Annotated in this window: 25 protein-coding genes; 18 read left to right on the plus strand and 7 right to left on the minus strand. The window is 36.3% G+C overall.

The features are described 5' to 3' along the window. Positions 1-503: 503 nt before the first annotated feature. Positions 504-890 (minus strand): hypothetical protein, encoded by a 387-nt coding sequence (locus ABIB40_RS16595; protein ID WP_354360512.1) that lies wholly within the window; start codon positions 888-890, stop codon positions 504-506. 509 nt (positions 891-1,399) lie between these two features. On the opposite strand from ABIB40_RS16595, the gene ABIB40_RS16600 reads away from it, so the two are divergent. The 6 genes from ABIB40_RS16600 (at position 1,400) to ABIB40_RS16625 (ending at position 5,778) form a co-directional block, all read left to right on the plus strand. After that, positions 1,400-1,648, plus strand: coding sequence for a hypothetical protein (locus tag ABIB40_RS16600; protein ID WP_354360513.1), 249 nt, complete (start codon positions 1,400-1,402; stop codon positions 1,646-1,648). Positions 1,649-2,000: 352 nt separating this feature from the next. Then, positions 2,001-2,270, plus strand: a complete 270-nt coding sequence (locus ABIB40_RS16605) for a helix-turn-helix domain-containing protein (RefSeq protein WP_354360514.1) — start codon at positions 2,001-2,003, stop codon at positions 2,268-2,270. 198 nt (positions 2,271-2,468) lie between these two features. Continuing rightward, positions 2,469-3,785: an adenosylhomocysteinase gene (gene ahcY, locus ABIB40_RS16610; RefSeq protein ID WP_354360515.1), complete on the plus strand. Its 1,317-nt coding sequence runs from the start codon at positions 2,469-2,471 to the stop codon at positions 3,783-3,785. 436 nt (positions 3,786-4,221) lie between these two features. Continuing rightward, entirely contained in the window at positions 4,222-4,746 is a 525-nt protein-coding gene (locus ABIB40_RS16615) for a peptide-methionine (S)-S-oxide reductase (RefSeq protein WP_354360516.1), read from the plus strand. A 79-nt stretch (positions 4,747-4,825) separates the two neighbouring features. After that, on the plus strand, positions 4,826-5,212 hold the full coding sequence (locus ABIB40_RS16620) for an MmpS family transport accessory protein (RefSeq protein ID WP_354360517.1): 387 nt from the start codon (positions 4,826-4,828) through the stop codon (positions 5,210-5,212). A 374-nt stretch (positions 5,213-5,586) separates the two neighbouring features. Beyond that, complete coding sequence (locus ABIB40_RS16625; RefSeq protein WP_354360518.1) at positions 5,587-5,778, plus strand: hypothetical protein; 192 nt, start codon at positions 5,587-5,589, stop codon at positions 5,776-5,778. A gap of 68 nt (positions 5,779-5,846) precedes the next feature. On the opposite strand, the gene ABIB40_RS16630 is transcribed toward ABIB40_RS16625, so the two are convergent. The 4 genes from ABIB40_RS16630 to ABIB40_RS16645 all read right to left on the minus strand — a co-directional run bounded on the left by ABIB40_RS16630 (position 5,847) and on the right by ABIB40_RS16645 (position 9,598). Next, on the minus strand, positions 5,847-6,494 hold the full coding sequence (locus ABIB40_RS16630) for an alpha/beta hydrolase (RefSeq protein WP_354360519.1): 648 nt from the start codon (positions 6,492-6,494) through the stop codon (positions 5,847-5,849). A 154-nt stretch (positions 6,495-6,648) separates the two neighbouring features. Further along, on the minus strand, positions 6,649-7,365 hold the full coding sequence (locus ABIB40_RS16635; RefSeq protein ID WP_354360520.1) for a CPBP family intramembrane glutamic endopeptidase: 717 nt from the start codon (positions 7,363-7,365) through the stop codon (positions 6,649-6,651). Between the two features lie 202 nt (positions 7,366-7,567). Beyond that, positions 7,568-7,948, minus strand: a complete 381-nt coding sequence (locus ABIB40_RS16640) for a GtrA family protein (RefSeq protein WP_354360521.1) — start codon at positions 7,946-7,948, stop codon at positions 7,568-7,570. A gap of 3 nt (positions 7,949-7,951) precedes the next feature. Further along, the gene (locus ABIB40_RS16645) at positions 7,952-9,598 is read right to left on the minus strand and encodes an ArnT family glycosyltransferase (protein ID WP_354360522.1); all 1,647 of its coding nucleotides are present in this window, start codon (positions 9,596-9,598) and stop codon (positions 7,952-7,954) included. A 360-nt stretch (positions 9,599-9,958) separates the two neighbouring features. Between ABIB40_RS16645 and ABIB40_RS16650 the strand changes: the two genes are divergently transcribed. The 11 genes from ABIB40_RS16650 (at position 9,959) to ABIB40_RS16700 (ending at position 21,625) form a co-directional block, all read left to right on the plus strand. Further along, complete coding sequence (locus ABIB40_RS16650) at positions 9,959-10,681, plus strand: M15 family metallopeptidase (protein ID WP_354360523.1); 723 nt, start codon at positions 9,959-9,961, stop codon at positions 10,679-10,681. Between the two features lie 5 nt (positions 10,682-10,686). Then, complete coding sequence (locus tag ABIB40_RS16655; RefSeq protein ID WP_354360524.1) at positions 10,687-11,229, plus strand: hypothetical protein; 543 nt, start codon at positions 10,687-10,689, stop codon at positions 11,227-11,229. A 282-nt stretch (positions 11,230-11,511) separates the two neighbouring features. After that, positions 11,512-11,676 carry a hypothetical protein gene (locus ABIB40_RS16660; protein WP_354360525.1) on the plus strand — a complete coding sequence of 55 codons (165 nt, stop codon included), beginning with the start codon at positions 11,512-11,514 and terminating at the stop codon, positions 11,674-11,676. A 31-nt stretch (positions 11,677-11,707) separates the two neighbouring features. Then, the gene (locus ABIB40_RS16665; RefSeq protein WP_354360526.1) at positions 11,708-13,438 is read left to right on the plus strand and encodes an ArnT family glycosyltransferase; all 1,731 of its coding nucleotides are present in this window, start codon (positions 11,708-11,710) and stop codon (positions 13,436-13,438) included. A gap of 2 nt (positions 13,439-13,440) precedes the next feature. Continuing rightward, positions 13,441-14,469: a lipid A deacylase gene (locus ABIB40_RS16670; RefSeq protein WP_354360527.1), complete on the plus strand. Its 1,029-nt coding sequence runs from the start codon at positions 13,441-13,443 to the stop codon at positions 14,467-14,469. A 72-nt stretch (positions 14,470-14,541) separates the two neighbouring features. Beyond that, the gene (locus ABIB40_RS16675; protein ID WP_354360528.1) at positions 14,542-15,255 is read left to right on the plus strand and encodes a pyridoxine 5'-phosphate synthase; all 714 of its coding nucleotides are present in this window, start codon (positions 14,542-14,544) and stop codon (positions 15,253-15,255) included. 220 nt (positions 15,256-15,475) lie between these two features. Beyond that, entirely contained in the window at positions 15,476-16,384 is a 909-nt protein-coding gene (locus ABIB40_RS16680; RefSeq protein ID WP_354360529.1) for an EamA family transporter, read from the plus strand. A 57-nt stretch (positions 16,385-16,441) separates the two neighbouring features. After that, entirely contained in the window at positions 16,442-17,005 is a 564-nt protein-coding gene (locus ABIB40_RS16685) for a hypothetical protein (protein ID WP_354360530.1), read from the plus strand. A gap of 347 nt (positions 17,006-17,352) precedes the next feature. Beyond that, the gene (gcvP, locus tag ABIB40_RS16690) at positions 17,353-20,229 is read left to right on the plus strand and encodes an aminomethyl-transferring glycine dehydrogenase (RefSeq protein ID WP_354360531.1); all 2,877 of its coding nucleotides are present in this window, start codon (positions 17,353-17,355) and stop codon (positions 20,227-20,229) included. Positions 20,230-20,303: 74 nt separating this feature from the next. Beyond that, positions 20,304-20,891, plus strand: a complete 588-nt coding sequence (locus ABIB40_RS16695) for a YceI family protein (RefSeq protein ID WP_354360532.1) — start codon at positions 20,304-20,306, stop codon at positions 20,889-20,891. Positions 20,892-21,169: 278 nt separating this feature from the next. Further along, positions 21,170-21,625 carry a hypothetical protein gene (locus tag ABIB40_RS16700; RefSeq protein ID WP_354360533.1) on the plus strand — a complete coding sequence of 152 codons (456 nt, stop codon included), beginning with the start codon at positions 21,170-21,172 and terminating at the stop codon, positions 21,623-21,625. A 17-nt stretch (positions 21,626-21,642) separates the two neighbouring features. Here ABIB40_RS16700 and ABIB40_RS16705 read toward each other — a convergent pair whose 3' ends face one another. Together ABIB40_RS16705 and ABIB40_RS16710 are read right to left on the minus strand one after the other, a co-directional pair. Then, positions 21,643-22,410: an MBL fold metallo-hydrolase gene (locus ABIB40_RS16705; RefSeq protein WP_354360534.1), complete on the minus strand. Its 768-nt coding sequence runs from the start codon at positions 22,408-22,410 to the stop codon at positions 21,643-21,645. A gap of 24 nt (positions 22,411-22,434) precedes the next feature. After that, positions 22,435-23,763: a Fic family protein gene (locus ABIB40_RS16710; protein ID WP_354360535.1), complete on the minus strand. Its 1,329-nt coding sequence runs from the start codon at positions 23,761-23,763 to the stop codon at positions 22,435-22,437. Positions 23,764-23,842: 79 nt separating this feature from the next. On the opposite strand from ABIB40_RS16710, the gene recJ reads away from it, so the two are divergent. Then, on the plus strand, positions 23,843-25,543 hold the full coding sequence (recJ, locus tag ABIB40_RS16715; protein WP_354360536.1) for a single-stranded-DNA-specific exonuclease RecJ: 1,701 nt from the start codon (positions 23,843-23,845) through the stop codon (positions 25,541-25,543). The last annotated feature ends 65 nt before the right edge of the window (positions 25,544-25,608 follow it).

The following is a 25,608-nucleotide window of genomic DNA, read 5'->3' on the forward strand; positions in this document are numbered from 1 at the left end:
TGCCAAATGTAAACGGTATTTAGGATTAAAAAAAATGTGTAAACTTGTATTAGGATTTTAAATCAAAAAGTGTAAACTTTTTTCAGGACGAGTCAAGTTGAACTTACTAGCAAATCTGATAGTCAAGCTTTAATAAGTCCAACTTTTGACAAAACCGCCCAACCGAGCTGCTAAACAAATTACAATGAATATTTAAGGTTCGCCTTATTTAATCTGAATAAAAAAAACCACCGAGTCAGGGTGGCTTCTAAGGATTTTATACTTTTTAGCAATTGGTTTCAACCCAACTCCAAAACTCTTTTTTATCAATTTTCATGGTATCAAGATTTGTGTTAATGTGAAAGCTAGGTATTTCCTTATCTTTTTCTCTTACCACTACATTGCGAAAACACCCTGGGCATTGCCATTGGTCGTGAGAAGCAGTTGTTCTAATATGTTTACAATTTTTAAACTTGAGAAACGCAATCCAACACTTTGTTTTTACAGGTCTATAACCCCCCATATTAAGCGGCTACTTTTAACACACTTTCATTTACTTTAGTGTCTTTAGGTAAATCAAACTCTCTCAAAATCCCCTCTATATCCACATGAGCAGATTTACTTAACTCTTTTCTAAAAAAAGTGTTAGAATTCCAACCCATATTCTTCAGTTCTGATAAAGCCTCGCTTATGGAAAGTTTCATTAAACTTTCACAAAATTCTGGAATAATAATTTTAACCATCATGTCTTTTGCGTCTTCCGGTGAATTCCCGTACGCGCTTAACTTAAGCGATGGAATATATACAATATAAAATCCATCATTTTGGAAATCTATACCCGTTACTTCTCCCTTTACGCTTCTATGTTGCTTAGAGTGTTGAATGTTTAAATATTCTTGTTTCTCTGACATGCTAATTTGGAAATTGATTGATATTGAATTAACCAAAGTTATACCAATTTAACTAATTTTTGCATAAACATAGATGAAGTTAAAGCTTATACTGTTTCAGTAGTCAATGATAAAGTTGTGCTTAATAATAGAGTGTATAGTGTTAAACATCTTCCGCAATAGGCTGTTAAATGATTCGTTTAGCAATGAAATGAAGCTCTATAGTCAACTTTCTTGTCAGTTGCGGTACGCAAGGTAGAAAAATCAAAATAAACGCCCCTGTCTAAGATTTCTAAAATTTAAATGAAAAATTATTTACAATTTAAATTAAAAATAATTTTAATTATTGACAATTTAATGACAATATAACGTGCTATTAACCTCCCGTTATATTCTCTTTTCTGTATTGTTTCATGCTTTGATGATTGTTTTTTTTATGTTTGAGAAACTAAATTTAAACTCGCATGAACGACACATTAATTTTTATTTCCGGATTCTTGAGCTTAGTGGCGCTCATAACCTTTTTTGTCATGGCCAATAACATTGACAAAATTAAAAATCAACTTAAAAGCATTGACAAGCCTAATTGGTTTGATGAATACAACAAACGCACTTTTATGAATCGGCCAGATGCTGAAATACTTTTTGCAGCTCAAGAATACGTTTGGTCGCAAATAAACTTGAAACCGTCTTTGAAAAAATACGAATCTTTAAAATTAGAATGGTCTGATAAATTTAAATTGCTGGGCGCAGACTTTCCTGAATATCCTTATAAATAGCAAGCTTTAGTAAAAGTTAACAATTGGAGGCAACCACATAGAAATATTGGTTGCTTTTTTTTGGCTATGAAGTAACAAAGTAACAACAAACTTTTGTATCTATATATCTATTTAAAAGTATGTGCTTATAGCTTCAGGTTCAGATTTGGGGTAAGTTAATTTTTTCAAAATCAGAGTTGCGATGAGTTTTTAACCCAATTCTATAAGATTGGCATTGTAACAATTCTATATTTTTTGTAACACAAAAATACATCTTGCAATGTAAAAAACGCCCTAAAAAAGTGATTATCCACTTCATTAAAAGCTTTGATAATTCCCGTTTCAATTTTATATTGCATCACAAAGCATATAAATGGACAACCCTTTTTCAATTCTAGATAGCAGACTAAGAGCGATTGAAGATCTTCTCCCGCAAATACATGGTGAGAAACTGAACGGTAAAGCCTCTGAAGCTTATCTGAAAATTGATAAAGCAGCAGAATTTTTGAGCACCACACCAAATGCATTAAGAGTGATGGTGTGTAAAAACCAAGTGCCATTTATTAAAAAGATGGGAAAACTTTTTTTCCGTCAAAGTGATCTGGTGAATTGGTTAGAGGGCGGCGACACTCAATCGCACTGATAATTTTAATTGCCATACCAAAGTTATATTCGACAACCTTTAATCCTTTAATTTTCCGGCTTTTGAATTTGGTTAAACAATTATGTAATTTTGACGTATTAAAGCAGAATATTTATTGGTAGGTGTGCAAATAGCAAGCAAATGCCTTTTTAAAATTCATGTAATAAACTAATTATCAAATAATTAAAACAAAAAACTATGTCATCAGTAGAGACAAAATACCTTCCTTACAAAGTTAAAGACATTTCTTTGGCCGATTGGGGCAGAAAAGAAATTGGATTGGCCGAAGCAGAAATGCCAGGCTTAATGAGCTTACGCGAAGAGTTTGGCCCATCGCAACCCTTAAAAGGCGCGCGCATTGCAGGTTGTCTGCACATGACCATCCAAACCGCCGTTTTGATAGAAACCTTGGTTGCCCTTGGTGCAGAAGTTACTTGGTCTTCTTGTAATATTTTTTCCACGCAAGATCATGCCGCCGCCGCAATGGCTGCCGCAGGCATACAAGTGTACGCTTGGAAAGGCTTATCAGAAGAAGATTTTGATTGGTGTATAGAGCAAACGCTACATTTTGGCGAAGAGCAAAAACCATTAAACCTTATTTTAGATGATGGTGGCGATTTAACCAACATGGTTTTCGATAAATTTCCAGAGCTTATCGCAGCTATCAAAGGTTTATCAGAAGAGACCACTACTGGCGTGCACCGTTTATACGAGCGCATGAAAAATGGCACGTTGCATTTGCCGGCCATCAACGTAAACGATTCGGTTACCAAATCTAAATTCGATAACAAATACGGTTGTCGCGAGTCATTGGTAGATGCCATTCGCCGTGCTACAGATGTAATGTTGGCAGGTAAAATTGCCGTTGTTTGTGGTTTTGGCGATGTTGGTAAAGGTTCTGCAGAATCTTTAAGCTCGCAAGGCGTGCGCGTAATCGTTACAGAAATAGATCCAATATGTGCATTACAAGCTGCCATGGAAGGTTACGAAGTGAAGAAATTAGATACCGCCATTAAAGAGGCCGACATTGTGGTTACCACTACCGGAAACCGCGATATTGTTAGAGAAAAGCACTTCCGTGCGATAAAAGACAAAGCCATTATTTGCAACATCGGTCACTTCGATAACGAAATAGACATGGCTTGGTTAAACAACAACTACGGCGATACCAAAGTAGAGATCAAACCTCAGGTAGACAAATACACCATCGATGGTAAAGACGTAATTGTGCTTGCAGAAGGTAGATTGGTTAACCTTGGTTGCGCAACTGGCCACCCAAGTTTTGTAATGAGCAACTCTTTTTCTAACCAAGTATTGGCACAATTAGAGTTGTGGCAAAATACTGGCAAGTACGAAAACAAAGTTTACGTATTGCCAAAAGTGCTCGATGAAAAAGTAGCCCGTTTGCACCTAGAAAAAATCGGAGTAGAGTTAGAGGTGTTAGACCAACATCAAGCAGATTATATTGGCGTTACCGTAAATGGTCCATACAAATCAGACGAATACCGTTACTAGAATAAGTCAGACGTCCGAAGTCTGGAAGTCTGAGATTTAATAGTTAAAAAAGGGATGTGTGTAAAGCGCATCTCTTTTTTTGTGGATTTATTTTTTATTTGAAAACGGAGGGTCCAGTAATTCTTCGGCAATTGCAGCCCCGCTGTCCGCTTTACTCGCCAAAAAAAATGGGCTCGTGCTCGCTGCCATCGGGTTTATTTTACAGCGGAAGTAGTTCTTAGTTGAGGCCGAGGTTGAGTTGTACGTTTTAAGTTTGGAAAGTGGAGTTCTCAGGGCATTCAACTTCGTCGAGGCAGCATTGTCTTAGTAGAAAGAACCACCAAGGTCACAGAGAAAACTACGCAAAGCACACAAAGAAAAGTGGCCTCCTTCTCCGTGAACTTTGTGAAAACCTTTGTGTACTTTGTGGTTGAAATTATGCGATATGTGGATTTAAATGAACGAAAACAAAGAAAACAACATCCAAACTTTGGGCTTGGGCGGCAGTTGCCACTGGTGTACCGAAGGCATTTTCCAATCGCTTATTGGCGTTAGTAACGTAAAACAAGGTTGGATTGCCTCAGAAAAGCCTTATCAAGAATTTTCAGAAGCAATTATATTGGATTTTAGTCCAGATGAGATTTCACTTCAAGACATTATTGCCATTCATTTACACAGCCACAGTTGTACAAGCGAACATCAACTTCGTGCTAAATATCGCTCGGCGCTCTATTTTTTCAATGCAGACCAAGAGCAAGATTTCGAAAATATTTTGAAGGCGCATCAATCTGATTTTGATAAACCCATCCTTACCCAAGTTTTACCTTTTAGTTCTTTTAGGCAGAACAGCGATCAGTATTTAAACTATTATCAAAACAACCCCGAAAAACCTTTTTGCAAAAATTACATCACACCAAAGCTGAAGATGTTGAAAGAAAAGTTTTCGAAAAATTTGAATAGGGATGCGCTTTTAACATTGTAAGATTTTGAGCAATAAAATTAAGAGTGGCTTGCAACCAAATTAAAACTTTGGTCGTCATCAGATAAAAGCAATTAGAATCATGAAAAAATTAGCCTTATTAGTTTGTTCAGCTATTTTATTGGCCGGTTGTCATAGCCTTAAAATTTATTCCATGTCGGTAGGTAAATTACACATCGCGCAAAAAGACAGTTACGAGGTTGTTTACGAAGCAAATTTTGGATCAGATTTGTCGGCTAGTGTAGCTTACACCAACTCAGACGGAAAATTGACCAAACTGAAAAATATTATTGGCAATTGGAAGAAAACTATTACACTAAAATCGGGTACGCACGTACAGATAAAGACCTTGGCAGAAGGCGATAAATCTACCGCAAACTACAAAATAACAGTCGATGGAAATTCTGTTAACGAAAAGGTTTTAACAAGTTCTAGAATACGCTATGATTATTCGTTTGATTTGCCTTAGTCTTAAATCAAGCAATTAATTTCTTAACGATGCACACCATTCCATCCATCTATAAAGCCAGCTCTAACATCAGCCCAGTTAAAGCCCAAGTAAACAACTATAGCCACCACGGCCACAATACAGATAATTTTTAAAGTCTTGTTTCTCCTAGTAATTTGCTAGTAACGAGTGGGTAAATATCTATGGCAATTTAAAGATATTTTTCGATTTATTTTGATGATTCCGAGTAATCATAGAGTTTAACCCACTGATTATTAAAGTGCTAAGAACGGTAAAATGCTAAATTTTATTTTGCCATAGTTCATCAATTCTTCATGTTTGTACGCTAGCTTTATTGAGCAATTAACAAAGTTGTACACCTAATTCTGATAAAAATGAAAGCAATTAAAATTTTGGCAATCGCCCTGATTGCCGCTTTTTCTCTGAGCACTGTTAGCGCACAGACAACCATGCCAACAAAACCCGCTACAGAAAAAACTCCGATGAAGAAAAAGCACAAAGTCCATCACCATCAAGGTCATCATCACCACCATCACAAAGCAAAAAAAGCTGTCGCAAAAATGTAACAATCGAAAGCCTTTCTAAATGTGGAGAGGCTTTTTTACTAGATTGTTTCTTTTAAGGTATCAGCTTGTTAGATGATATAAAGTTTTAGCAGCTTGCTTATTTCCCCAGACTTATCTAAAGTCATTAAATGCCCGCCATTTTTAATGATAACGTTGGCATCTACAAACTTGCGTGGTAATATCTTATCGTCTTCGCCATGAATGTGAATGATATTTGAAGGGATTTCTTTGTTTTTCCAAGAAACAATCTTATCAATCGCCCAGGTTAAGAAGATAGAATCTGTGTCTTTTAAAATTTGCTTTAATACATTTTTTTCTCGTTTCGATTTAACACCAAAAAACCAGTTTGTTATAAAATTAGCATGCAACAATAATTTTTGAGGCAATAGTTTATGCAGCCTTAGTTTTCCTGCAATGCGATAGTAGAATGGAACCTCAGAAGATGTTTTTACAGATGCAATTAATAGGATTTTTTCAGTTGATATTTGTTTTGCAACTTCAATGGCCATTATTCCTCCAAAAGAAAGCCCGATTAATATGGGGTTTGTTGTAGTAATCTGTGCTAAAAGTCTTGTTGCATACATTTCAATAGATTCATTGTTTTTAGGAAGAATCCATTGGATATAGATTGCCGAAAAAGGCGAGAGGTCAAGCTTTCTAAAAGCCCTTTCGTCGGCACCAAGACCACTAAATAGATAAATCTTCTTTTTAAGCATCGTTTATGGGTATTTTCAGAATTCCATTTTTTTAAAAATTGGGGCGAAATCCATTGTTTGTAAAACTAGTATTTTAATTAACCGAGAACACACACAGTTGGTTTAATCGGCTCGGCCTACGGTGTTTCTATTCCTCAAAATTGACTGATGATTTTCATCTGTGAAAAATCATCAGGAGAGAAATTGAATTGATTAAACAATGTAGAAAGATACTCCAAAATATTCCGCTTTTTAATCTGGTGTATGTTAACCCAACTCCCATTAGTAGCTGCGGCAACACGTAGATGGGATACAAATAGATAATTTTCCAATAAATAGGAGAGTAATTTGAGATGTGAGCCAATCCAAACAAGATGATTGAGGCAATTATTAACTGTTTTTGATAGATTGTAACTCGAAAAATTACATCTTTTATTAAATATCGAGTAAGAAAAAATATGCCAATGCTCAGAATTATCCTGATTAAAAAAACCACGTATGGAGGCAATGTCATCACTTTTAACCCTGAAACGACAAAAATAATAGTGGCAAAAAATATTGCAATATTGTTCTTTTTTAAATCCAACCAAATGCGGAACAAAAACTCCTCCATTATGGGAATAAAAATGCATGCGATAAGAAAAGCTTTTACTTTCCCGTTTTTTAAGAAAAAAGTTTTGAAATTTGTTTTGTTTATGTCGACAAGACTTTTTAAATGGAAAGTATTTTTTACTACTTGATCTACAGCTTCAATAGCCAAGCCTACAATGAGAAGGCCTATTAGAAGCACTAGGTATACTTTCAGCGTCCTTTTAAATTTGATATAAATAGATTCGCTTTGGTCGTTTACAATTGAACGGTAGTTATTTACCTCAATTAATTCTCTAATCATAAATCTACTTTTGTCTATACAACATCTCAATCTTCATATTATCAGTTTTTTAAGTTCCAGCCAAAATCCATTGTCTTTAAATAAGCAGCCCCGTCAAAAAAGAAAATTTGATTTGTTGGTTTAAACGCATCGATTTAATTCGGTTTCTTTTGTACTTAAAAATATTACTTAAGATGTCGTTTTTTTTAATGTAGAGAAAACATTACCTAAAAGTAAACAGCCAGTTTGCCAAGAAATTCCAGACAAAAACAATCACAATGGCAAAAAACTTCGCCAAGTAAAAGTTTATTCCGTCTTTACGTTGATGGAAGAGGTAAATAATAAAGGTATTTAAGCCAAGACCGACCAAGCTTACAAATATAAATTTGCTAAACTCGGTGCCCAAATGCGGATTAGTGCTCTGGAAAGTCCATATTCTATTTATAAAGTAGTTGTTGGTTACCGCCAAACTAAAACCAATGGCATTTGCAACGTATTTGTTAATCTTAATCTTTTCTTTAAAAAGCCAAGTGGCACCAAAATCTATCGCCATGCCCAGAAAACCTGTCAGCCCAAATTTGATGATTCTGTAGAAAATTTCCATATATTAATTCAGCGTAACCAAATAAAACCGCTCTAAGGTAGCTGCTCTACTGGCTGCATTTAAAAACTTTGGTGTTAACCTGGTGGCGTGAAAATAAACAAATCCTTTAAGAAGTTGCACATTGTACGCTTTTTTAAGTGTCTCTAACTCTGTTTCGCGAACGTACAAAACCAAATTTCTTTTGTCTTTGTAGCCTTGTAAATCGTTAAGGTTATAAAAGTATTTTACCTCGCCCTTGGCATAAAAATCAAAAGAATAGGCATCGTTGTACATAAATACCCCTGGTTTTGCATTTGTTTTATGGACGGATAGCCATTGGCCAGCCTCGCTACCAGCTTGGTATTTTAGAAGCGATGGATAAAAGAAAAAGTAGAGGAATATCATTAAACTTAGCGAGACCGCTACACTTCTTCCGATAAGCGTCCGAAGGCTTATTTCTTTAAAGACTAAAAAGGCAATGGCTAAAAACCCAATTAAGATTGCCGCAATTAAAATAGGCCGATTAAAGCCGAAATAGAAGGTTAGCAGCAAAAGTGCGACGGTAACCAAGAGTACGATGACCGATTGCACGACAACTAGACTTTTTAAAGATTTCTCTTTTTTATCGGCAATGTAAAGCGCGGTAATGATTGCAAATTGAGGGAACAGCAGCAGGATATAGTGCGGTAGTTGAAATTTAGAAAGAGAAAAAACAAGGAAGGTAATTCCAGCACTTGCCCAAAGAATGATGGTTTCTTTAGGCATTTTGTAGCGTTCTCTTTTTTTAAATAGGTTAAAAACAGCCACATATAACAGTACCGACCAAGGTAAAAATGCCCATAATGTAGTGTGTAGAAAGAAAGTTGGGTCTCCTTTGCCTCTAATTGGGCCGGTATTAAAAAACCGTCCAAACTGACTATCCCAAAAAAAGAATTTGATGCCAGACACGCCTCGTTTACCTAGTGTAAGAACTTCGGGGTGCATGTCGAACTGGGTGTAAAGCGCATAAAGTTCTGGCGTAATGAACACGAAAATTAGCAAAACTGCCAAATACCACTTCAATTTTAGAAACTCTTTATATTTTTTGTTAATTAGCCAGTAGATTACAAAGCCGCCCAAAATGGTAATTAGCACAAAAATGCCCTTTACCATTACAGCGCATGCAGCAAACAGTACTCCCAAAATCAACGCCCAGCTAAATTTCTCTCGATTACTTGCGCGCTCAAAAAAATAGATAGCTCCGAATGCAAAGGCGGCGATGTAGATTTCTGCCCTTACATCAAATGTAGAAACAATTACATGGAGCGCACTCAAAAATATTATCGTAGAAAGGTATGCTATTTTTTCTGCATAGATGTTTTTAGCGAATTTAAATACAAACCAGGCGGCCATTAATCCCGCTAGGTAAGATGGAAGTTTGTAGGCGAAACTATTGATGCCGAAAATTTTGAAGGATATTGCGGCCAACCAAAAAGGTAAATGTGGCTTATCTAACCAATCTGCACCACGGTTATATAGGTTTAGCCAATCGTTGTGTAGCACCATATTCTTGGAAATGCTTGCGTAAAGCGCGCCATCTGGCTCTATAATGGTGGTAAAGAGCGCTGGAATTCCAAAAACCGCCAAAAGAAAGATGAGGATGAGGTAGGTTTTTTTTTCTTCTCGCTGCATGGATTACTCTAAAATTTAGCACGCTAAGTTAAACGGTCTGTGCGGAATTGCCAAAAGTTATTGGGAAGAACCTCGTTTTAAAACAGAAATAATGTAAAAGATGTTTTTCTTAATATTATTCGTTCTGTGCAAATCGAGCATAAAAAATTACCTATTTTAGCGATTCCGGTAATACCTGTAGCACCTGGCCAAGCGGTTTTGAAACTGCCAACTTCTGACCAGAAATTTTTAATATCTTTGGTAAAGCTAAAAAATAAAAGCCGCAGATATAGATTCAAGTTTGATTGATAGTAGGTCATACGCAATAAACTAGAACTTATAGCGAGGTTTCTCAAAATCAATGAAGACAATTTACATATTATGGAGTATTTATTGAGAAAGAAAAATAGACAAAAGATTGGAATCATCTTTACTTTCAATGATCCCTTTGCATCATTAATTGATAATTATTCACGTTCATATTCTACTTTATTAATCTCTTCTATTGTTAGTAACCTGCATAGAAACTATGAGGTAAAAAAAATATCTGCATACGGCGGAATTGATGTTGATTACTATTCACTTGATCCTTTAACTAGTTGGGGAAAAGAAAGGAAATTAAAGCATAATAAAAAAGCAAATACATTGACTTTATTTGTGGAAAACCGGCTTTCCAACTCTTCTAGGCCAACATGGGATAAATCAACCAATTTTAAAATTTCCACATTAGATATAAGATTACAAAATCCTGCAAGAGAATTTATTAATACAGTAGAGGAAGAATTAGGGATACAATTAAGAATAGTTCAGGCACTAAGAACTACAGCGGAACAAGATTCATTGTATAATATAGGAAGAACAGCTCCCGGAAATATTGTAACTAAAGCTAGGGGCGGTTTAAGTTATGACAACTATGCTTTGGCTATTGATGTTGTTATTATAAAGGAAGGGCGGGCTATTTGGACAGTTGTTCCAAACGATGTAGTTAAAATTGGCGAACGTTTGGGCTTTGAATGGGGAGGTAATTGGAAAAGGTTTAAAGATTATCCACATTTCCAAATGACTTTTGGAAAAAGTATAAGAGATTTAAAATCAGCAAAATAAACAATATGGTTAATATATTACTAATACATTTCGTATCTCTTTTATTCAATTATAATATTGACAGTAATGTAAATAGAAATAATCTTGTGCCTTCCGTTGCATTAGACACCTGTGCAATTATAAAAAAAATAAGAGGAGATTTTTTAGCCATAAATTCGAAATTGAAATCTTTTAAAAAGAAGAAGAGAGAAGTATTTGATATGTCTTCTGAAGGAGGCGAAATTATTGGGTACTATGACAATACATTTTTAACAAAAGCCCACTCAGTCTTTTATGGGGAAACTGGAAAGGTAGAAACGGATTATTATTTTAACAAGACAGGATTGTTTTTTCAATATAAAAAGGAAACATTTTACGACAAGCCTATTTATGTAAAAGGATTTAAAATAAAGAAGATAGAGGAAAATCGGTTTTATGTTTATGAAAACAAGCTCATTCAGTGGATAGTAAACAAAACTCTTAAATCTAAAACAAAAGTGTTCAAAGAAACAAATAACGCTATTAAAGAAGAGTTGAAAGATATAAAAGAAGTTTTATCTAAAAATTAGGCTCATGGGGAAAATTTAACCCACCATTGAAAGCTTACCTAAAAAGGCCAGGATAAAATTAATTAGCCTGGTCTGTCTAATGATTTATTTGGCATAGCACCTATTATTTCTCCAAAGTTGTGCCTCTAAAGCGCTGCTTCTGCTTCAGCAGATAAAACAGGACAACACTGAAAAAATAGAAAGACGCTGGAAACATTTAATATAAAATTTGATGTGCTTCTGATTTTTCCTGTATTGGATATCTGCGTCACAGAAAGAGCTCAGCTATAAACAAGAGGCAAAATGTTAGATGACTACCTTCCAAATCCTGAAAATCTATTTGAAGTAGCAGGAAACAGCAGAAGAATGTTGTGCCCTAGTTTAAATTTAGAAACAGAAGAAGCAAGGAAGGTAATTCCCGCGCTTGCCCAAAAGATAAGGGTTTTTCTTAGGCTTTTTCCTTGTTGAATTTAAGAAACAATATGTATACTTTTGCGAAATGATAAATAAGTTTCTGCACGGTAAACCCTCTACTATTAAGAGCAGAAATCTTTTTATCATATTTCTTATTTTAACTTTCATAGCCAATCTTCTGCAATCTTATTTTACCGGCCTTCATGCAGACGAAGCATATTATTGGGTGTATTCTAAATTCTTAGCCTGGGGTTATTTTGATCATCCGCCAATGGTAGCTTTATTTATTAAAGCAGGCTATTCATTATTTCAAAACACGTTAGGTTTAAGGTTATTTACCGTGATCAGCAACTTGGGTACAATTATTTTGTTGTATCAAATTGTTAAAAAATTTAACGCAAACATCTCAATGTTTATCATCATGATAAGCTCGGTTTTGTTGTTTCAGGTTTATGCTTTTATCACAACTCCAGATGTGCCACTGTTTTTCTTTAGCGTTTTATTTCTTTATCTCTATCAAATTTATTTAAAAGAAGATAAAGTATACTGGGCAGTTTTTTTAGGGCTAGCATGTGGAGCATTAATTTTGAGCAAATATCATGGCATTTTGTTAATATTTTTTGTGCTGATCTCCAACGTTCATCTTTTCAAAAGAAGGTCTTTTTATTTGGTTATTTCATTGGCTATAGCTTTATGCTTACCGCATTTATATTGGCAATACCAAAATGGCTTTCCATCGTTTTACTATCATATTATAGATCGTTCTGCAACACCATACCGACTTGAGTATACTTTACAATATTTTTTAGATCAGCTTTTAATGATGGGGCCATTAGTTGGGTGGTTGCTTTTTTATTACGGGTTTAAATTGAAAACGAATCAAGATGCCTTTCTAAAATCTTTAAAATTTATTTTTTATGGCGTATTCGTTTTCTTCTTTTTTAGCACATTTAAAGGAAGGGTACAGGCTCAATGGGCACTAATAGAGTTTGTAGCACTTTTCATTTTAGCGTATGTGTATGCAAGTAAAAACATCAACCACTTCTATAAGTTTAAGTGGTTATTTGGAATTAATATTTTCTTAATTATTTTGGCTCGTTTAGCTATAACAGGTTTTGTGCCCACTGCCGATAAAATTAACTTTGTTTCGGGTTTTCAAGGGTATGGTGCATGGGCAAATAAGTTAAGTAAGGCCGCTAACGGGAAAAAGGTAATTTTTAAGGATGGTTTTCAAGCGGCTTCTTACTATAATTTTTACACTAAATCTTTAAATGCGGTAGCTTACAACTCTATTTCTTACAGGCAAACCCAATACGACCTTTGGCCACTAGAAAATGAGATGCAAGGTTCGGATGTTTATTTAGTTGAAGATGGTAAAGCCAATGCTGTAAATCAAAAAACGGTAGATACTGGCAAGGGAATCTATCATTTGACATTATTAGAAGATGTTAGATTTTATCCCAAAATTAATTTCGAGCCTATTGATTTTTCAGAAAATTGGGGTAAGAGCGAAACAAGATCTGTTACTTTTGCATTAAAAAACCCTTATCAAAAGACAATCTCTTTTTCAAATGATCACCAAAAATGGAAATGTAGTTTCCAATACGGCTTTATGAAACAAGGAGCGGTTGTTGGTTTAACGCCTCTATCAGATTCGCTGAGAAATATTACTTTAAAAGCGAATGAAATAAAAAAAATTAGTCTTAAAATTACATCGCCCGGCACAAACGGCGACTATAAGTTATTTTTATCTATAAAAACCGAACCTTTTGCCGGTACAAGAAATAGCAAAATGATTTCTATAAAAGTTAAGTAAATATGAATATTAAAAAAATTGTCTTTGTAGTTTTATTGTTTTTAACGATAAATAATTTCGGAGCAAAAGCGCAAACTATTGAAGGCAACCTGAATTATTTTGGCTTTATGGATAATAGGGAATACGCCCGCTCTAAAAGGTTTTCGCAAACTATTTTTGGCAATCGTATTTCGCCAGAAATTGGATTAAAATTAGATAGCTTTAACAGATTTAGGGTTGGCTTTAATGCTTTATACGAATTTGGTTCACAGAAAAATACGTTTTTCGACAAAATTGAACCTGTTATTTATTATGAGCATAAAAAAAACAATTGGAATTTTTTTATCGGGTCTTTCCCGCGCCTAAATCTAGTTGATGATTACCCTAGAGGGTTATTAAGAGATACTTTACAATATTATCGCCCAAATATAGAGGGGATGTTGGTTAAGTATCAAACCAAAAAATTTAAAGAAACCGTTTGGTTAGATTGGACAAGCAGGCAAACAGCAAAAGACAAAGAAACATTTTTATTTGGTTTCTCGGGTAAATATCAACCTGGCATTTTCTTCCTATCACATTACGCTTTTATGTTTCACAATGCGGGTGCGGGAGTACCAATTCCGGGAGATTTTTTACAAGATAACGGAGGTTTGCAGGCAGAAATAGGGTTAGATTTGTCGAATAAAACAAAACTAGATTCCCTAACCATTAGCGGCGGGGCTATGTTTTCTATAGAAAGAACTAGGGCAATTTCTTCTAAATTTAATACGCCGGTGGGTTTCATATCTAATTTTTACGCATCCTATAAAAAATTTAGCATACAAAATACATTTTATGTTGGCCAAGGTCACCACGTTATTTATGGCGATTCGTTTTATACCTCTAGAAATTATGATAGAATAGATTTTGGATATACGCCAATTAAATACAAAAATTTAGAGGGTAAATTTGTTTTTAGTTACCATATTGTTGATGGTGCTTTGGATAACCAACAAGCTTTTTTTCTTAGGTATAATATTTCGGGAAAAAAAGATTTAAAGAAAAAGCAATAGGTTCGAGAGGCTGATGCTTTTACAAGGAGTTTCGCTCCTCCAGTTCTCTCAAAATACACTTATCTTTGGTTCATGACAAAATTATCGGTTAACATAAACAAAATTGCGACGCTTAGAAACAGCAGGGGTGGAGATAATCCCAATTTGGTTAAAGTGGCGTTAGATTGCGAAAAATTTGGTGCACAAGGAATTACGGTTCATCCAAGGCCAGATGAACGCCACATTCGTTATCAAGATGTTTATGATTTGAAGTCTGTTATTGCCACGGAATTTAACATCGAAGGAAATTGCAAAGAGCATAAATTTGTAGATTTGGTCTTGGCAAATAAGCCCGCTCAGGTTACGCTCGTACCTGATGCCGAGGGGCAGATAACTTCTAACCATGGTTGGGACACCATCAAACATGCAGACTATTTAAAGGAAATTGTGGCTGTATTTCAGCAAGAGGGAATCAGGGTTTCTATTTTTGTAGATCCTGTGGTTGATATGGTTGCCGCTGCGGCAGATACCGGTACAGATAGAATTGAACTTTACACAGAAGCTTTTGCGCACAATTATTTTGCCGATAGGGGAAAAAGCATTGTAGCTTATGTGGCGGCGGCCCACAAGGCAAATGCATTGGGTTTGGGCATAAACGCCGGCCATGATTTAGATTTGCATAACCTTAAATATTTCGCACAAAGTATACCGGGGCTGTTGGAGGTTTCTATTGGCCATGCCTTAATTAGTGATGCACTCTATCTCGGTTTGGAGCAAACGATAGGTAGATACTTAGAGCAATTATAAAGTTAGTTTTTAGGTTTTTCGAACAGAGAGCAAGGCGTAAAAAGAAAATTGATACGTTTTACGTGATAAGTTTTAAGTGAAAGGTGCAAGTGTTTAGGACCAAGGAATAAAAATTGGATAAACAGCAAGCAACTAGACGACTTCACAACTCAACGCCTAACCTACTAACCCCTAACCCTTTAACCTCTAACCATCTACCCCCTAAACACTAACCCAGTCCATGTTAAAAGGAATTCTCCTCGTTTTTCTCGGTGCTTGCAGCTATGGCGTGCTTTCTACTTTTGTAAAATTCGCTTACCAAGACGGTTATACTTTAGGCGATATTACAGGAACGCAAGCATTTTTTGGTGCCATTGGTTTGTGGCTATTGTTTTTTTCGCGCAATGCGATGTTAAAAAAACCACATGGTTTTGTAGAGAAAACGCCTATTTATCAACTACTATTGGCCGGAATTTGTTCTGGTTGTGTGAGTATTTTTTATTATCAAAGCGTTAAGCTCGTTCCAAATTCGATAGCCATCATTTTGTTGATGCAATTTATATGGATAGGTATTTTGTTGGAGTACTTTATTTTTAAAAAGAAGATAACAACGGTACAAGTTTTTTCAATCTTGTCGGTTTTGGGTGGAACAGCGTTGGCAAGTGGTGTTTTTGCTTCGGCCTTAAAAACTATAAATACCACTGGAATTGTTTACGGCTTACTCGCTGCGGTTTGTTATGCTGGCTTTATTATGCTAAACGGCAGGTTGGGAAACGATTATCGGCCAATTAAAAAGGCCGCTTTAATGGTAACAGGTTCCTGTATTTTTATATTTATCATCTTTCCACCCGTTTTCTTAATCAACGGAGCACTTTCAGGGAGTTTATTTAAGTGGGGCTTGCTTATCGCATTATTCGGCACAGTTATTCCGCCGTTGTGCTATGCCATTGGTGTGCCCAAAACGGGCTTGGCGCTCAGTTCTATTTTAAGTGCAGCAGAGTTACCAATTGCCGTGCTGCTCTCTGCGTTATTTTTACACGAACATGTGTCTGCAGGCCGTTGGTTTGGGGTTGCCGTTATCCTGTCTGCAATAGCCATTTCTAATTTAAAGCAATTGCTACGTTCTAAGCAAACGGTAGAAAAAATTTAGAGTTTAAAAGCGGTTCTGTAAATATTGTTTAAATTTGATTCCATCAATAGTTAAAAAATGAAAAATATTAACGCCGCGTTGCTGTTTCTTTTTGTTATCGGCTTCGCCGGATGTGCATCAAAAAACTCCATAAACAAAGAACAAGCTGGTAAGGTAATTACCGATTACTTGATCGCCAATCCAGAATATAAAACGACCAGGTTTAACTTTGGCGAAGTGAAATTTAACAGCAAAAGTGAAATGCTCGACTTGCTCAAATACAAAGCATTGGCAAATAAGGGAATGGTTGCCATGAGTTTGTTATCGGCAAAAAAGAAGTTTTTATCGAAAGATAGCAGTTTTGTGTATCAAATTAAACTAACCGAACAAGCGAGTGCATTAGTATTAAAACAGAGCGATGACAAGGCAACTGTAAAAACGGTAAATTACGTTTTGGCAGATAGTAAACCGGTAGACTTCTCGATGGTAAACTCGAATACTGCGAAAGTAACGGTCTCGCTAAAAAAAGAAAATACAGATTTTGCCCCTTTCGATTCTGAAAAGTATGAAAATAGCAATTTCATCACTAAAACCTATAAACTTAAATTTGATAAGGACGAAGGTTGGAAAGTGCAGAATTGAGTAGAAGGTTAGGGGTTAGGCGTTTAGGCGGTTAGTCGTTTAATCGTCAAGTCGGTCAGCTATAAATCCGTTTAAGTACCCTGTCTTTTATCCTTTGCTCCTCAACACCTGCACTTTTTACTTAAAACTTATCACGTAAAACGTATCACTTTTCTTCTTGTCGCTTGCTCTTTATTCTTTTCTGGTTAATCGTTTAGTCGCTTAGTTGTTTAGGCGACGCCCTGTTTGGCACACCGCGTCTTTGCTCTTTGTTTCTTGCTCAAAGCCAACTTCCAAAAACTACAGTTTCATGTTAAAAATTAAGCGGGCTTTTTGCTAACTTTGCCGCCACTTATTATTCAGATTTTATGGGCTTAGATATCCACTATCAAGAAGAATTTCAAAACAGGCATATTGCACCAAATGAGGCAGACACAGAAGCCATGTTATCCGTTATTGGCGTCGATTCCATCGAACAGCTGATTGACGAGACGCTGCCAGAAAACATCAAACTCAAAAAGCCGTTAAATCTTCCTGCAGCTAAATCAGAAACTGAATATTTAACTGCATTAAAACAGACCTCCCTACTTAATAAAGTTTTTAAGAGTTTTATCGGGCAGGGATATTATGATACGGTTACACCAGGTGTTATTTTACGCAACGTGTTCGAAAACCCAGGTTGGTACACGCAATATACGCCTTACCAAGCAGAGATTGCCCAAGGGCGATTACAGGCATTGTTAAATTTCCAAACCATGGTGATAGATTTAACCGGAATGGAAATTGCAAATGCATCCCTTTTAGACGAGGCTACGGCAGCAGCCGAAGGTATGTTTATGCAGTACAGCTTGCGTAAAAATATGGCCGCCAAAAAGTATTTTGTTTCTATATCCGTTTTTCCTCAAACTATAGATGTGCTAAAAACTCGAGCTAATCCTTACGGAATAGAACTTGTAATTGGTGATCATCAGAATTTTCAACTGACTGAAGAGTTTTTTGGCGCCATTGTTCAATACCCCGCAGGAAATGGAGAGCTATTTGATTATGCGGACTTTGCGGCCAAACTCCACGGGCTAAACATTAAACTTACCGTTGCGGCAGATATTTTAGCATTAACCTTATTAACCCCTCCAGGAGAATGGGGTGCAGATATTGTGGTTGGAAATACCCAGCGTTTTGGCGTTCCAATGGGTTTTGGTGGCCCGCACGCAGCATATTTCGCTACAAAGGCAGAATATAAACGAAACATTCCGGGGCGCATAATCGGTGTTACCGTAGATAGCGCAAATAATTATGCTTTGCGGATGGCTTTACAAACGCGCGAACAACACATTCGGAGAGATAAAGCAACTTCTAATATTTGTACCGCACAGGCTTTACTTGCCATCATGGCAAGTTTTTATGCGGCATATCATGGTCCAAAAGGGCTAAAGAAAATTGCACTTAGAACCCACGGACTAGCCATCAGCCTCGCTGAAACGTTAAACAAGTTAGGTTTTAAACAATTAAATACTGCTTATTTCGATACCATTCGTTTTGATTTGGGCGATTTGGTGCAACCTATCCATGCCGCATGTTTGGATAACGAGATCAACCTCAGCTATCAAGGAAGCCTTGTAGCCATCTCTTTTGATGAAACCAGTACTTTCGCCGATGTTAAAACATTAGCCAAAATATTTGCAAGGGTTAAGGCCGTTGCAGCAGATGATGTGTCGGTTGTAGATGATGTCGAAACTGTAGTTCCCGAAAATTTAAAACGCATAACGAAATATCTACAACATCCAATTTTCAACTCTTATCATTCTGAACATGAAATGTTGCGGTACATTAAATCTTTAGAAGCAAAAGATCTTTCCCTTTGCCAATCAATGATTCCTTTGGGAAGTTGTACCATGAAGTTAAATGCAACAGCAGAAATGATTCCTATAACTTGGTCGCATTTTGGTAAAATACACCCTTTTGCTCCTGCCGATCAAGTGCTTGGTTACTATTCGGTTTTTAACGAGCTAAATAAATGGTTAAGTGAGATTACCGGCTTCGCCGCAATGAGTTTCCAACCAAATTCTGGCGCTCAAGGCGAATATACTGGCCTAATGGTTATCCGTGCTTATCATCAAGATCGTGGAGAAGCTCATAGAAATGTGGCTTTGATTCCAGCTTCCGCCCACGGTACAAATCCTGCTTCTGCAGCTATGGCAGAGATGAAAATTGTAGTGGTAAAATCGTTGGGAAATGGGAACATAGATGTAGACGATTTGAAAGCAAAAGCTGTTCAATACAAAGATAATCTTGCCTGTTTAATGGTTACTTATCCATCTACACATGGTGTTTTTGAGGAAAGCATTGTAGAGATTTGTGATACAATTCACAAAAATGGAGGCCAAGTCTATATGGATGGTGCCAATATGAATGCTCAGGTTGGGTTAACTAGTCCGGCGAATATTGGGGCAGATGTTTGCCACTTAAACCTGCATAAAACTTTTTGTATTCCGCATGGCGGAGGTGGCCCAGGCATGGGGCCAATTGGCGTAGCGGCTCATTTGGTTCCGTTCTTGCCCGGACATACCGTGGTAGATATTGCGCATGAAAAATCTATTTCTGCAGTTTCTTCTGCACCTTGGGGGTCGGCTTCTATTTTAATTATTTCTCATGCATATATTGCTATGATGGGCAGTAAAGGTTTAACAGATGCCACAAAATATGCTATTTTAAATGCCAATTACATAAAAGCACGATTAGAGAAATATTATCCGGTGTTGTATTCGGGTGCGAATGGCCGCTGCGCACATGAGATGATTTTAGATTGCCGCTCGTTTAAAGCGTTCGGTATAGAAGTTACAGACATCGCAAAGCGATTGATGGATTATGGTTTCCATGCACCTACGGTTTCTTTTCCTGTATCTGGTACGCTGATGGTAGAGCCAACAGAGTCTGAACCGAAGCATGAAATGGATCGTTTCTGCGATGCGATGATCTCCATCAAACATGAGGTTTTAGCTGTCGAAAATGGTTCTTTTAATAAATTAGACAATCCGCTTAAAAATGCGCCTCATACAGCTGCGGTAATTACAGCCAATGATTGGAATCATGAGTATACCCGTCAAGTAGCCGCTTTTCCACTCAAATATGTTGCCGAGCGAAAATTTTGGCCTTCGGTTGGTCGCGTAAACGATAGCCATGGCGATAGGTCCTTAATTTGCGCTTGTCCGCCGTTGGAGAGTTACTTGGAAGAGATTGTACCGTAAAACAAATGAAATTCTTAACATAGGTCAACGGGGCAAAATCGGTATAGCGGTATCTTTGGAGAAAAATTTGTAACATGAAATTAAAAATTAGCTTGGTATTTTTAGTGGTATCGATTTTCGGGCTATCTGCATTTACTTACAAAGCAGACCCAACCGATTATAAAGTGGAGGTTTCTAAATCTTCCATTACTTGGATTGGTAGAAAAATTGCCGGCTCTCACAACGGAACAATTCTCTTAAAATCTGGAAATCTACTTGTAAAAGGTAAAACTCTTGTTGGTGGAAATTTTGTTATGGATATGACAAGCATTAAAGAATCGGAGGGTAGTGTGAAATTAGAGGGGCACTTAAATTCAGAAGATTTCTTTAGCACACGAAAATTTCCAACTTCAACATTTGTAATTACCAAGGTTTCCGGCTCGGGCAACAATTTAAAAGTGCTTGGAAATCTAACTATTAAAGGAATTACCAATGCGGTTGTTTTTCCTGCAACTGTAGATGTAAATAGCGACGGGAGTGTATCTGCGTTGGCAGGAAAAATTTTGGTAGATAGAACGAAATATGACATTAGGTACGGTTCTAAATCTTTTTTCGATAGCATTGGCGATAAAGCCATAGACAATATGTTCGAAATTGGAGTGAAATTGGTAGCGAGTAAATAAGTTCAACAATATTTTAATGAAAGAGGTCTGCCGAAAAGCAGGCCGCTTTGGTTTTTGGCGGATTAAAATCTAATACTTGGATCGCGTAAATGTTATGTTTCCATTATGCGCTGTGGGTTAAAATCCAGCGTTAATGATTTCGGTAGCGACTACGCAGTTTTTTAGAAAGGAATTTTCCACGGCAACAATTATTGCTCGGTCGCGGTGGAGGCAGGAATGGGCGTAAAACGCTATAAACATTTAAAAAGATATATTTGGGATACCTAATCCAAGTTCTTATGAACAACCGTTCCATTCTCTTTTTAGTCGTAATTACATTATTTACAGCTTGTAAGCAAGCGCCGAAAGATGATAAGAATTTTTCGATAACCTATGGAACGAGACAAGATCTTGGCGAATGGCTTAGTTGGATGACGCTTACCTTACAAGGTGCTTACTTAAAATACGCCAGATCTGGTAGGGGTAAAGCCAAGTTCGGTGCAAATTGTATAATTAAACTAAAAGATGAAGACAGAAAACAGCTTTTTTCGCTAATTGATTTAGAAAAAATTAAAAAGCTGCCAGAAAGAAATGAGACAAAAGAAGGTTTTGTATATGGAGAGGAGTGGATTTCTGTTTCCACGGCTCAAGTAGAAAAAACTATTATTTTTGATTATGAAAATTCTCCATGGGAAATAAGGCCCTTGGTAAACAAACTCCGCAGACTTAGCGATGGATTTAAAGATTGTAAGTAGAGATTTTCTAATTCCTATTAAGAACTTACCTTAAATCCACCTTCAACCAAATTTACAAAACCTGTAGCAGCACTTTTGCCATGGTAAAATAGGCATTCCCATTGCTCTTCGGCTGCACGTTTGCCAAATTCTTTTCTCAGTTCCATCGCTTTGCGACCGTCGAAATCGTATTTAGCAATAAAATTTTTGACAAGTTCCTCTGGTTCTGGCAAAACATCGCCGCCAAAAAATATTTTTTGGCTACCTTCTTTCAATAAAAAAACTTGATGGTTGGGAGTATGTGCTCCTGTAAATTCGTAGGCAATCGAATCTGTAATATTTCCATTGCCTTCCACAAAATTAAGCTGTGCATTTCGTTGCAAAAAATCGAAAATATCGGTATGATAAGAGGTGGAAGAAGTAGAAAATGCAGTTTCCCATTCACCACGATTTATGTAGTATATAGCATCTGGAAAGCTCAATTCCATGTTGTTGTTTAGGTGGTGTACCATACCACCCGCATGGTCGTAATGTAGATGCGACATCAACACCTTCGTAACGTCACTTGGATCGAAACCGACATTTCTAATGTTTTTATGTAAAATCAGTTCGCCATGGTCGTCGCTGAGACCAAGGCCTGTATCGAACAAGATCAAATCATTTTTCAGCTCTACCAAAAAAGGCTGAATATTAATAAATAACGAAGCTGGCCTATCTTTAAATTGATGGATGGTTGGGTCGAATGGAACGAATTTTTTGCTTGCGTCTACCGAGTAGGTGCCTTCGTATAAAGTATGAACTTGCAAAATGTAATTGTTAAGAAGTAATTGTTAATTGTTAAGGTTTGTAGCTGATTTTATTTCTTCTATGATATTTTTCATCACAGCTTTTACGATTTCCTTAATATTTGCCTTTGATAAAGCTCTTCCATAAGGTAATCCAATTAAATCTTCGTTTATTGTATTATCTGTAAGCCTGTAACTAAATTTGTCAAATTCTACTGTCAGCTTATATTCAATATTTTTTTCGTTGACTATTTTTTTAAGACCAGTACATTTAAAGTTTAATGTTGCGAATTTAATTTGATAATCATCAAAATCTGTAAATAATAATTCTATGTTGTTAAAGGAAGCCTCCTTATCTAAAGCATTTGTTGTTAAATACTTTATTTTCAGATTACTCTCGAATTGGAAAAAAAAATCTTTAATTTTTTCAAATTTTGAATTTAACTCTCTGAAAAGAGGATAGATACTGTTTTTCAATATTTCTGAAATATTTGCATAGGTTTTCTCTTGTTTACCCTCATTTGGAATTTGCTTCAAATCCTGCTTCAGCAATTCCAATTCCTTATCTAAATCCTCCTCCTCGTCAATATTTTCTCCTTTTGCCGCTCTAATACTTATATCCAAACTCCACAATAATTGCTTGCCAATATATTCTACAAAAGCATTTAAATCTCCTGTATCAGCTTTATTTAGCGCAAATAAATAATCTTTTTTCTCAGCGCTTTTTATAATCACTAATGGTAAACTGTTTTTTGATAAAACATAATTCATTAATAACCTTGCAGTCCTTCCATTTCCATCATCAAACGGATGAATCCGCACAAAACGATAATGCAAAATAGATGCTAAAAGTATTGGGTCTTCGGTTTCAGCTTTCTCATTATACCACATTACCAATTCGGAAATCTCTTTCTGAACATCTTCCGGAACTGTATAATTAAATATCTCTCCATTAGCAAGTCTTACGGAGTTGGGTGTTTTTTTATATGCCCCTGGAATAATTTCTTTTCGCGTTGCTTGTCCGTCTGGAGTAATTGCATCTTTCCAAAAAGGCTTAACTAAAAGTTTTTCATTTAAATTTCTAATAAATTGTTCAGTTAAAGGTCTTTCTTTATCCAAGGCCTCTTCTTGAATCATTTTCAAGGCTACGTCATGCGCTTGCATTTCTTGGTATTCGCGATAATCGTGCGTTCCTTCGGTCTGATCAAAAATCAATAATAATTCTGTCTCGCCATAAGTGAGTGTATTACCTTCTAAGTGATTGGAGTTGAAATTAAACTCCAGTCGAAATTTTTTATCGAGTATAGCTTTATGCGCGGGCTTCAACGGTTTTAGCGCATTTAGTTCCTCAGATTTTCTTTTTATTTCAGCCAAAAGGTTTTTCGAAAGCATTTTCTAAAATTTTAAATCCCAGTTCGTAAAAATGTATATTTACGGTTCGGAAACAAAGATAATGGAAAAAAGATGGGTGCTAGCAACAAATTTTAAAGAAGAAACGGTTGTCCGATTGGCAGAAGAATTAAATATCGATGTCGTTTTAGCTCGTATTTTGGTGCAAAGAAACGTATGTAGCTTTACTGAAGCAAAAGATTTTTTCAGACCAGACTTGGCGCATCTGCACAATCCTTTTTTGATGAAGGATATGGATTTGGCCATAGCCAGAATTGAACATGCACTAGAAAATGGAGAGAAAATTCTTATTTATGGAGATTATGATGTTGATGGAACGACCTCTGTAGCATTGGTTTATTCTTTCTTTTTAAAATTAACTGATCAAATTGAGTATTATATTCCCGATAGGTACTTAGAGGGATATGGTATTTCTACCCAAGGCATTGATTACGCGAATGAGCAAGATTTTTCGTTAATTATTGCCTTAGATTGTGGGATAAAATCTTTGGATAAGGTAGATTATGCAAATAGTTTAGGGGTAGATTTTATTATTTGCGATCACCATTTGCCAGGAGAGGAATTGCCAAAAGCGATAGCGGTGTTAGATCCGAAACGCAACGATTGCGAATATCCATTTAAAGAATTGGCTGGTTGTGGGATAGGATTTAAATTAGCGCAAGCCTATGCCCAAAAACATGATTTATCAGAGGATAGTTATTTGCAGTATTTAGATTTGGTGATGGTAAGTATTGGCGCAGACATTGTTCCGGTGCTTGGCGAAAACAGAATTTTGGCATATCACGGGCTAAAAAAATTAAATTCATCTCCGTGCGAAGGCCTAAAAGCGCTAATGGAAGTTTCGGGTAAAACAGATGAATATACCATTACAGATGTGGTTTTTACCTTAGGGCCAAGAATTAATGCTGCTGGTAGAATAGATCATGCCAAGCACGCCGTGGCCATGTTATTGTGCGAAGCTAATGGTGATGCCTTAGAGAAAAGTGTTGAGATTAATTCCAAAAACACTGAACGAAAGGGCTACGACCAAGAGATTACTCGAGAAGCATTGGCATTAATTGGCGATGATGAGGTGTTGATAAACAGGAAAACTACCGTAGTTTTTAACGAAAATTGGCATAAGGGAGTGATTGGTATCGTGGCTTCTAGACTCACAGAAACCTACTACCGCCCAACTATTGTGCTTACAAAATCCAATAATCACGTTGCTGGCTCTTGTCGTTCTGTTGCAGGGTTCGATTTATACGAGGCTTTAAGCGGTTGTGCCGATTTGCTGGATCAGTATGGTGGACACAAGTTCGCCGCAGGCTTAACCATGCAAGAACAAAACATACAAGCTTTTGCAGATAAATTTGAAGAAATTGTAGGCGCAAGTATTACAGAAGAGTTGTTAACGCCCATGATAAACATAGATGCTTCTGTAAACCTTTCTCAAATAGACGGTAAATTTTATAGAGTAATGGCTCAAATAGGGCCTTTTGGTCCAGAAAATATGACGCCAATTTTTCAAACTGATGGCGTGGTTTTGGCTAATACACCGCAAGTGGTGGGTACAAATCATTTAAAAATTAGTGTAAAGCACCAAGATTCTGGTATTTTTGATGCGATTGGTTTTGGTCTTGGAGAATTTGAGCAAAGTTTGGTGCCTAATGTGCCATTTTCTATTTGCTATACTTTAACAGAGAATGTTTGGAGAGACAGGAAAAGATTGCAGTTAAATTTAAAAGGCATCAAAATTAGTTAGAAATAAAACTATTCCGGGAAAATTTGCTTTCATAAGCAATCGTTTAGAAAATATATTCTGGAATT

It is taken from the genome of Pedobacter sp. UYP30 (assembly GCF_040547165.1).
Lineage (GTDB): Bacteria > Bacteroidota > Bacteroidia > Sphingobacteriales > Sphingobacteriaceae > Pedobacter.

Excerpts from the sequence above, each read along its gene's own strand:
- ABIB40_RS16595 (WP_354360512.1), bottom strand. The coding sequence starts at position 890 with ATGTCAGAGAAACAAGAATATTTAAACATTCAACACTCTAAGCAACAT.
- ABIB40_RS16600 (WP_354360513.1), top strand. The coding sequence starts at position 1,400 with ATGGCCAATAACATTGACAAAATTAAAAATCAACTTAAAAGCATTGAC.
- ABIB40_RS16605 (WP_354360514.1), top strand. The coding sequence starts at position 2,001 with ATGGACAACCCTTTTTCAATTCTAGATAGCAGACTAAGAGCGATTGAA.
- ahcY (WP_354360515.1), top strand. The coding sequence starts at position 2,469 with ATGTCATCAGTAGAGACAAAATACCTTCCTTACAAAGTTAAAGACATT.
- ABIB40_RS16615 (WP_354360516.1), top strand. The coding sequence starts at position 4,222 with ATGAACGAAAACAAAGAAAACAACATCCAAACTTTGGGCTTGGGCGGC.
- ABIB40_RS16620 (WP_354360517.1), top strand. The coding sequence starts at position 4,826 with ATGAAAAAATTAGCCTTATTAGTTTGTTCAGCTATTTTATTGGCCGGT.
- ABIB40_RS16625 (WP_354360518.1), top strand. The coding sequence starts at position 5,587 with ATGAAAGCAATTAAAATTTTGGCAATCGCCCTGATTGCCGCTTTTTCT.
- ABIB40_RS16630 (WP_354360519.1), bottom strand. The coding sequence starts at position 6,494 with ATGCTTAAAAAGAAGATTTATCTATTTAGTGGTCTTGGTGCCGACGAA.
- ABIB40_RS16635 (WP_354360520.1), bottom strand. The coding sequence starts at position 7,365 with ATGATTAGAGAATTAATTGAGGTAAATAACTACCGTTCAATTGTAAAC.
- ABIB40_RS16640 (WP_354360521.1), bottom strand. The coding sequence starts at position 7,948 with ATGGAAATTTTCTACAGAATCATCAAATTTGGGCTGACAGGTTTTCTG.
- ABIB40_RS16645 (WP_354360522.1), bottom strand. The coding sequence starts at position 9,598 with ATGCAGCGAGAAGAAAAAAAAACCTACCTCATCCTCATCTTTCTTTTG.
- ABIB40_RS16650 (WP_354360523.1), top strand. The coding sequence starts at position 9,959 with ATGGAGTATTTATTGAGAAAGAAAAATAGACAAAAGATTGGAATCATC.
- ABIB40_RS16655 (WP_354360524.1), top strand. The coding sequence starts at position 10,687 with ATGGTTAATATATTACTAATACATTTCGTATCTCTTTTATTCAATTAT.
- ABIB40_RS16660 (WP_354360525.1), top strand. The coding sequence starts at position 11,512 with ATGTTAGATGACTACCTTCCAAATCCTGAAAATCTATTTGAAGTAGCA.
- ABIB40_RS16665 (WP_354360526.1), top strand. The coding sequence starts at position 11,708 with ATGATAAATAAGTTTCTGCACGGTAAACCCTCTACTATTAAGAGCAGA.
- ABIB40_RS16670 (WP_354360527.1), top strand. The coding sequence starts at position 13,441 with ATGAATATTAAAAAAATTGTCTTTGTAGTTTTATTGTTTTTAACGATA.
- ABIB40_RS16675 (WP_354360528.1), top strand. The coding sequence starts at position 14,542 with ATGACAAAATTATCGGTTAACATAAACAAAATTGCGACGCTTAGAAAC.
- ABIB40_RS16680 (WP_354360529.1), top strand. The coding sequence starts at position 15,476 with ATGTTAAAAGGAATTCTCCTCGTTTTTCTCGGTGCTTGCAGCTATGGC.
- ABIB40_RS16685 (WP_354360530.1), top strand. The coding sequence starts at position 16,442 with ATGAAAAATATTAACGCCGCGTTGCTGTTTCTTTTTGTTATCGGCTTC.
- gcvP (WP_354360531.1), top strand. The coding sequence starts at position 17,353 with ATGGGCTTAGATATCCACTATCAAGAAGAATTTCAAAACAGGCATATT.
- ABIB40_RS16695 (WP_354360532.1), top strand. The coding sequence starts at position 20,304 with ATGAAATTAAAAATTAGCTTGGTATTTTTAGTGGTATCGATTTTCGGG.
- ABIB40_RS16700 (WP_354360533.1), top strand. The coding sequence starts at position 21,170 with ATGAACAACCGTTCCATTCTCTTTTTAGTCGTAATTACATTATTTACA.
- recJ (WP_354360536.1), top strand. The coding sequence starts at position 23,843 with ATGGAAAAAAGATGGGTGCTAGCAACAAATTTTAAAGAAGAAACGGTT.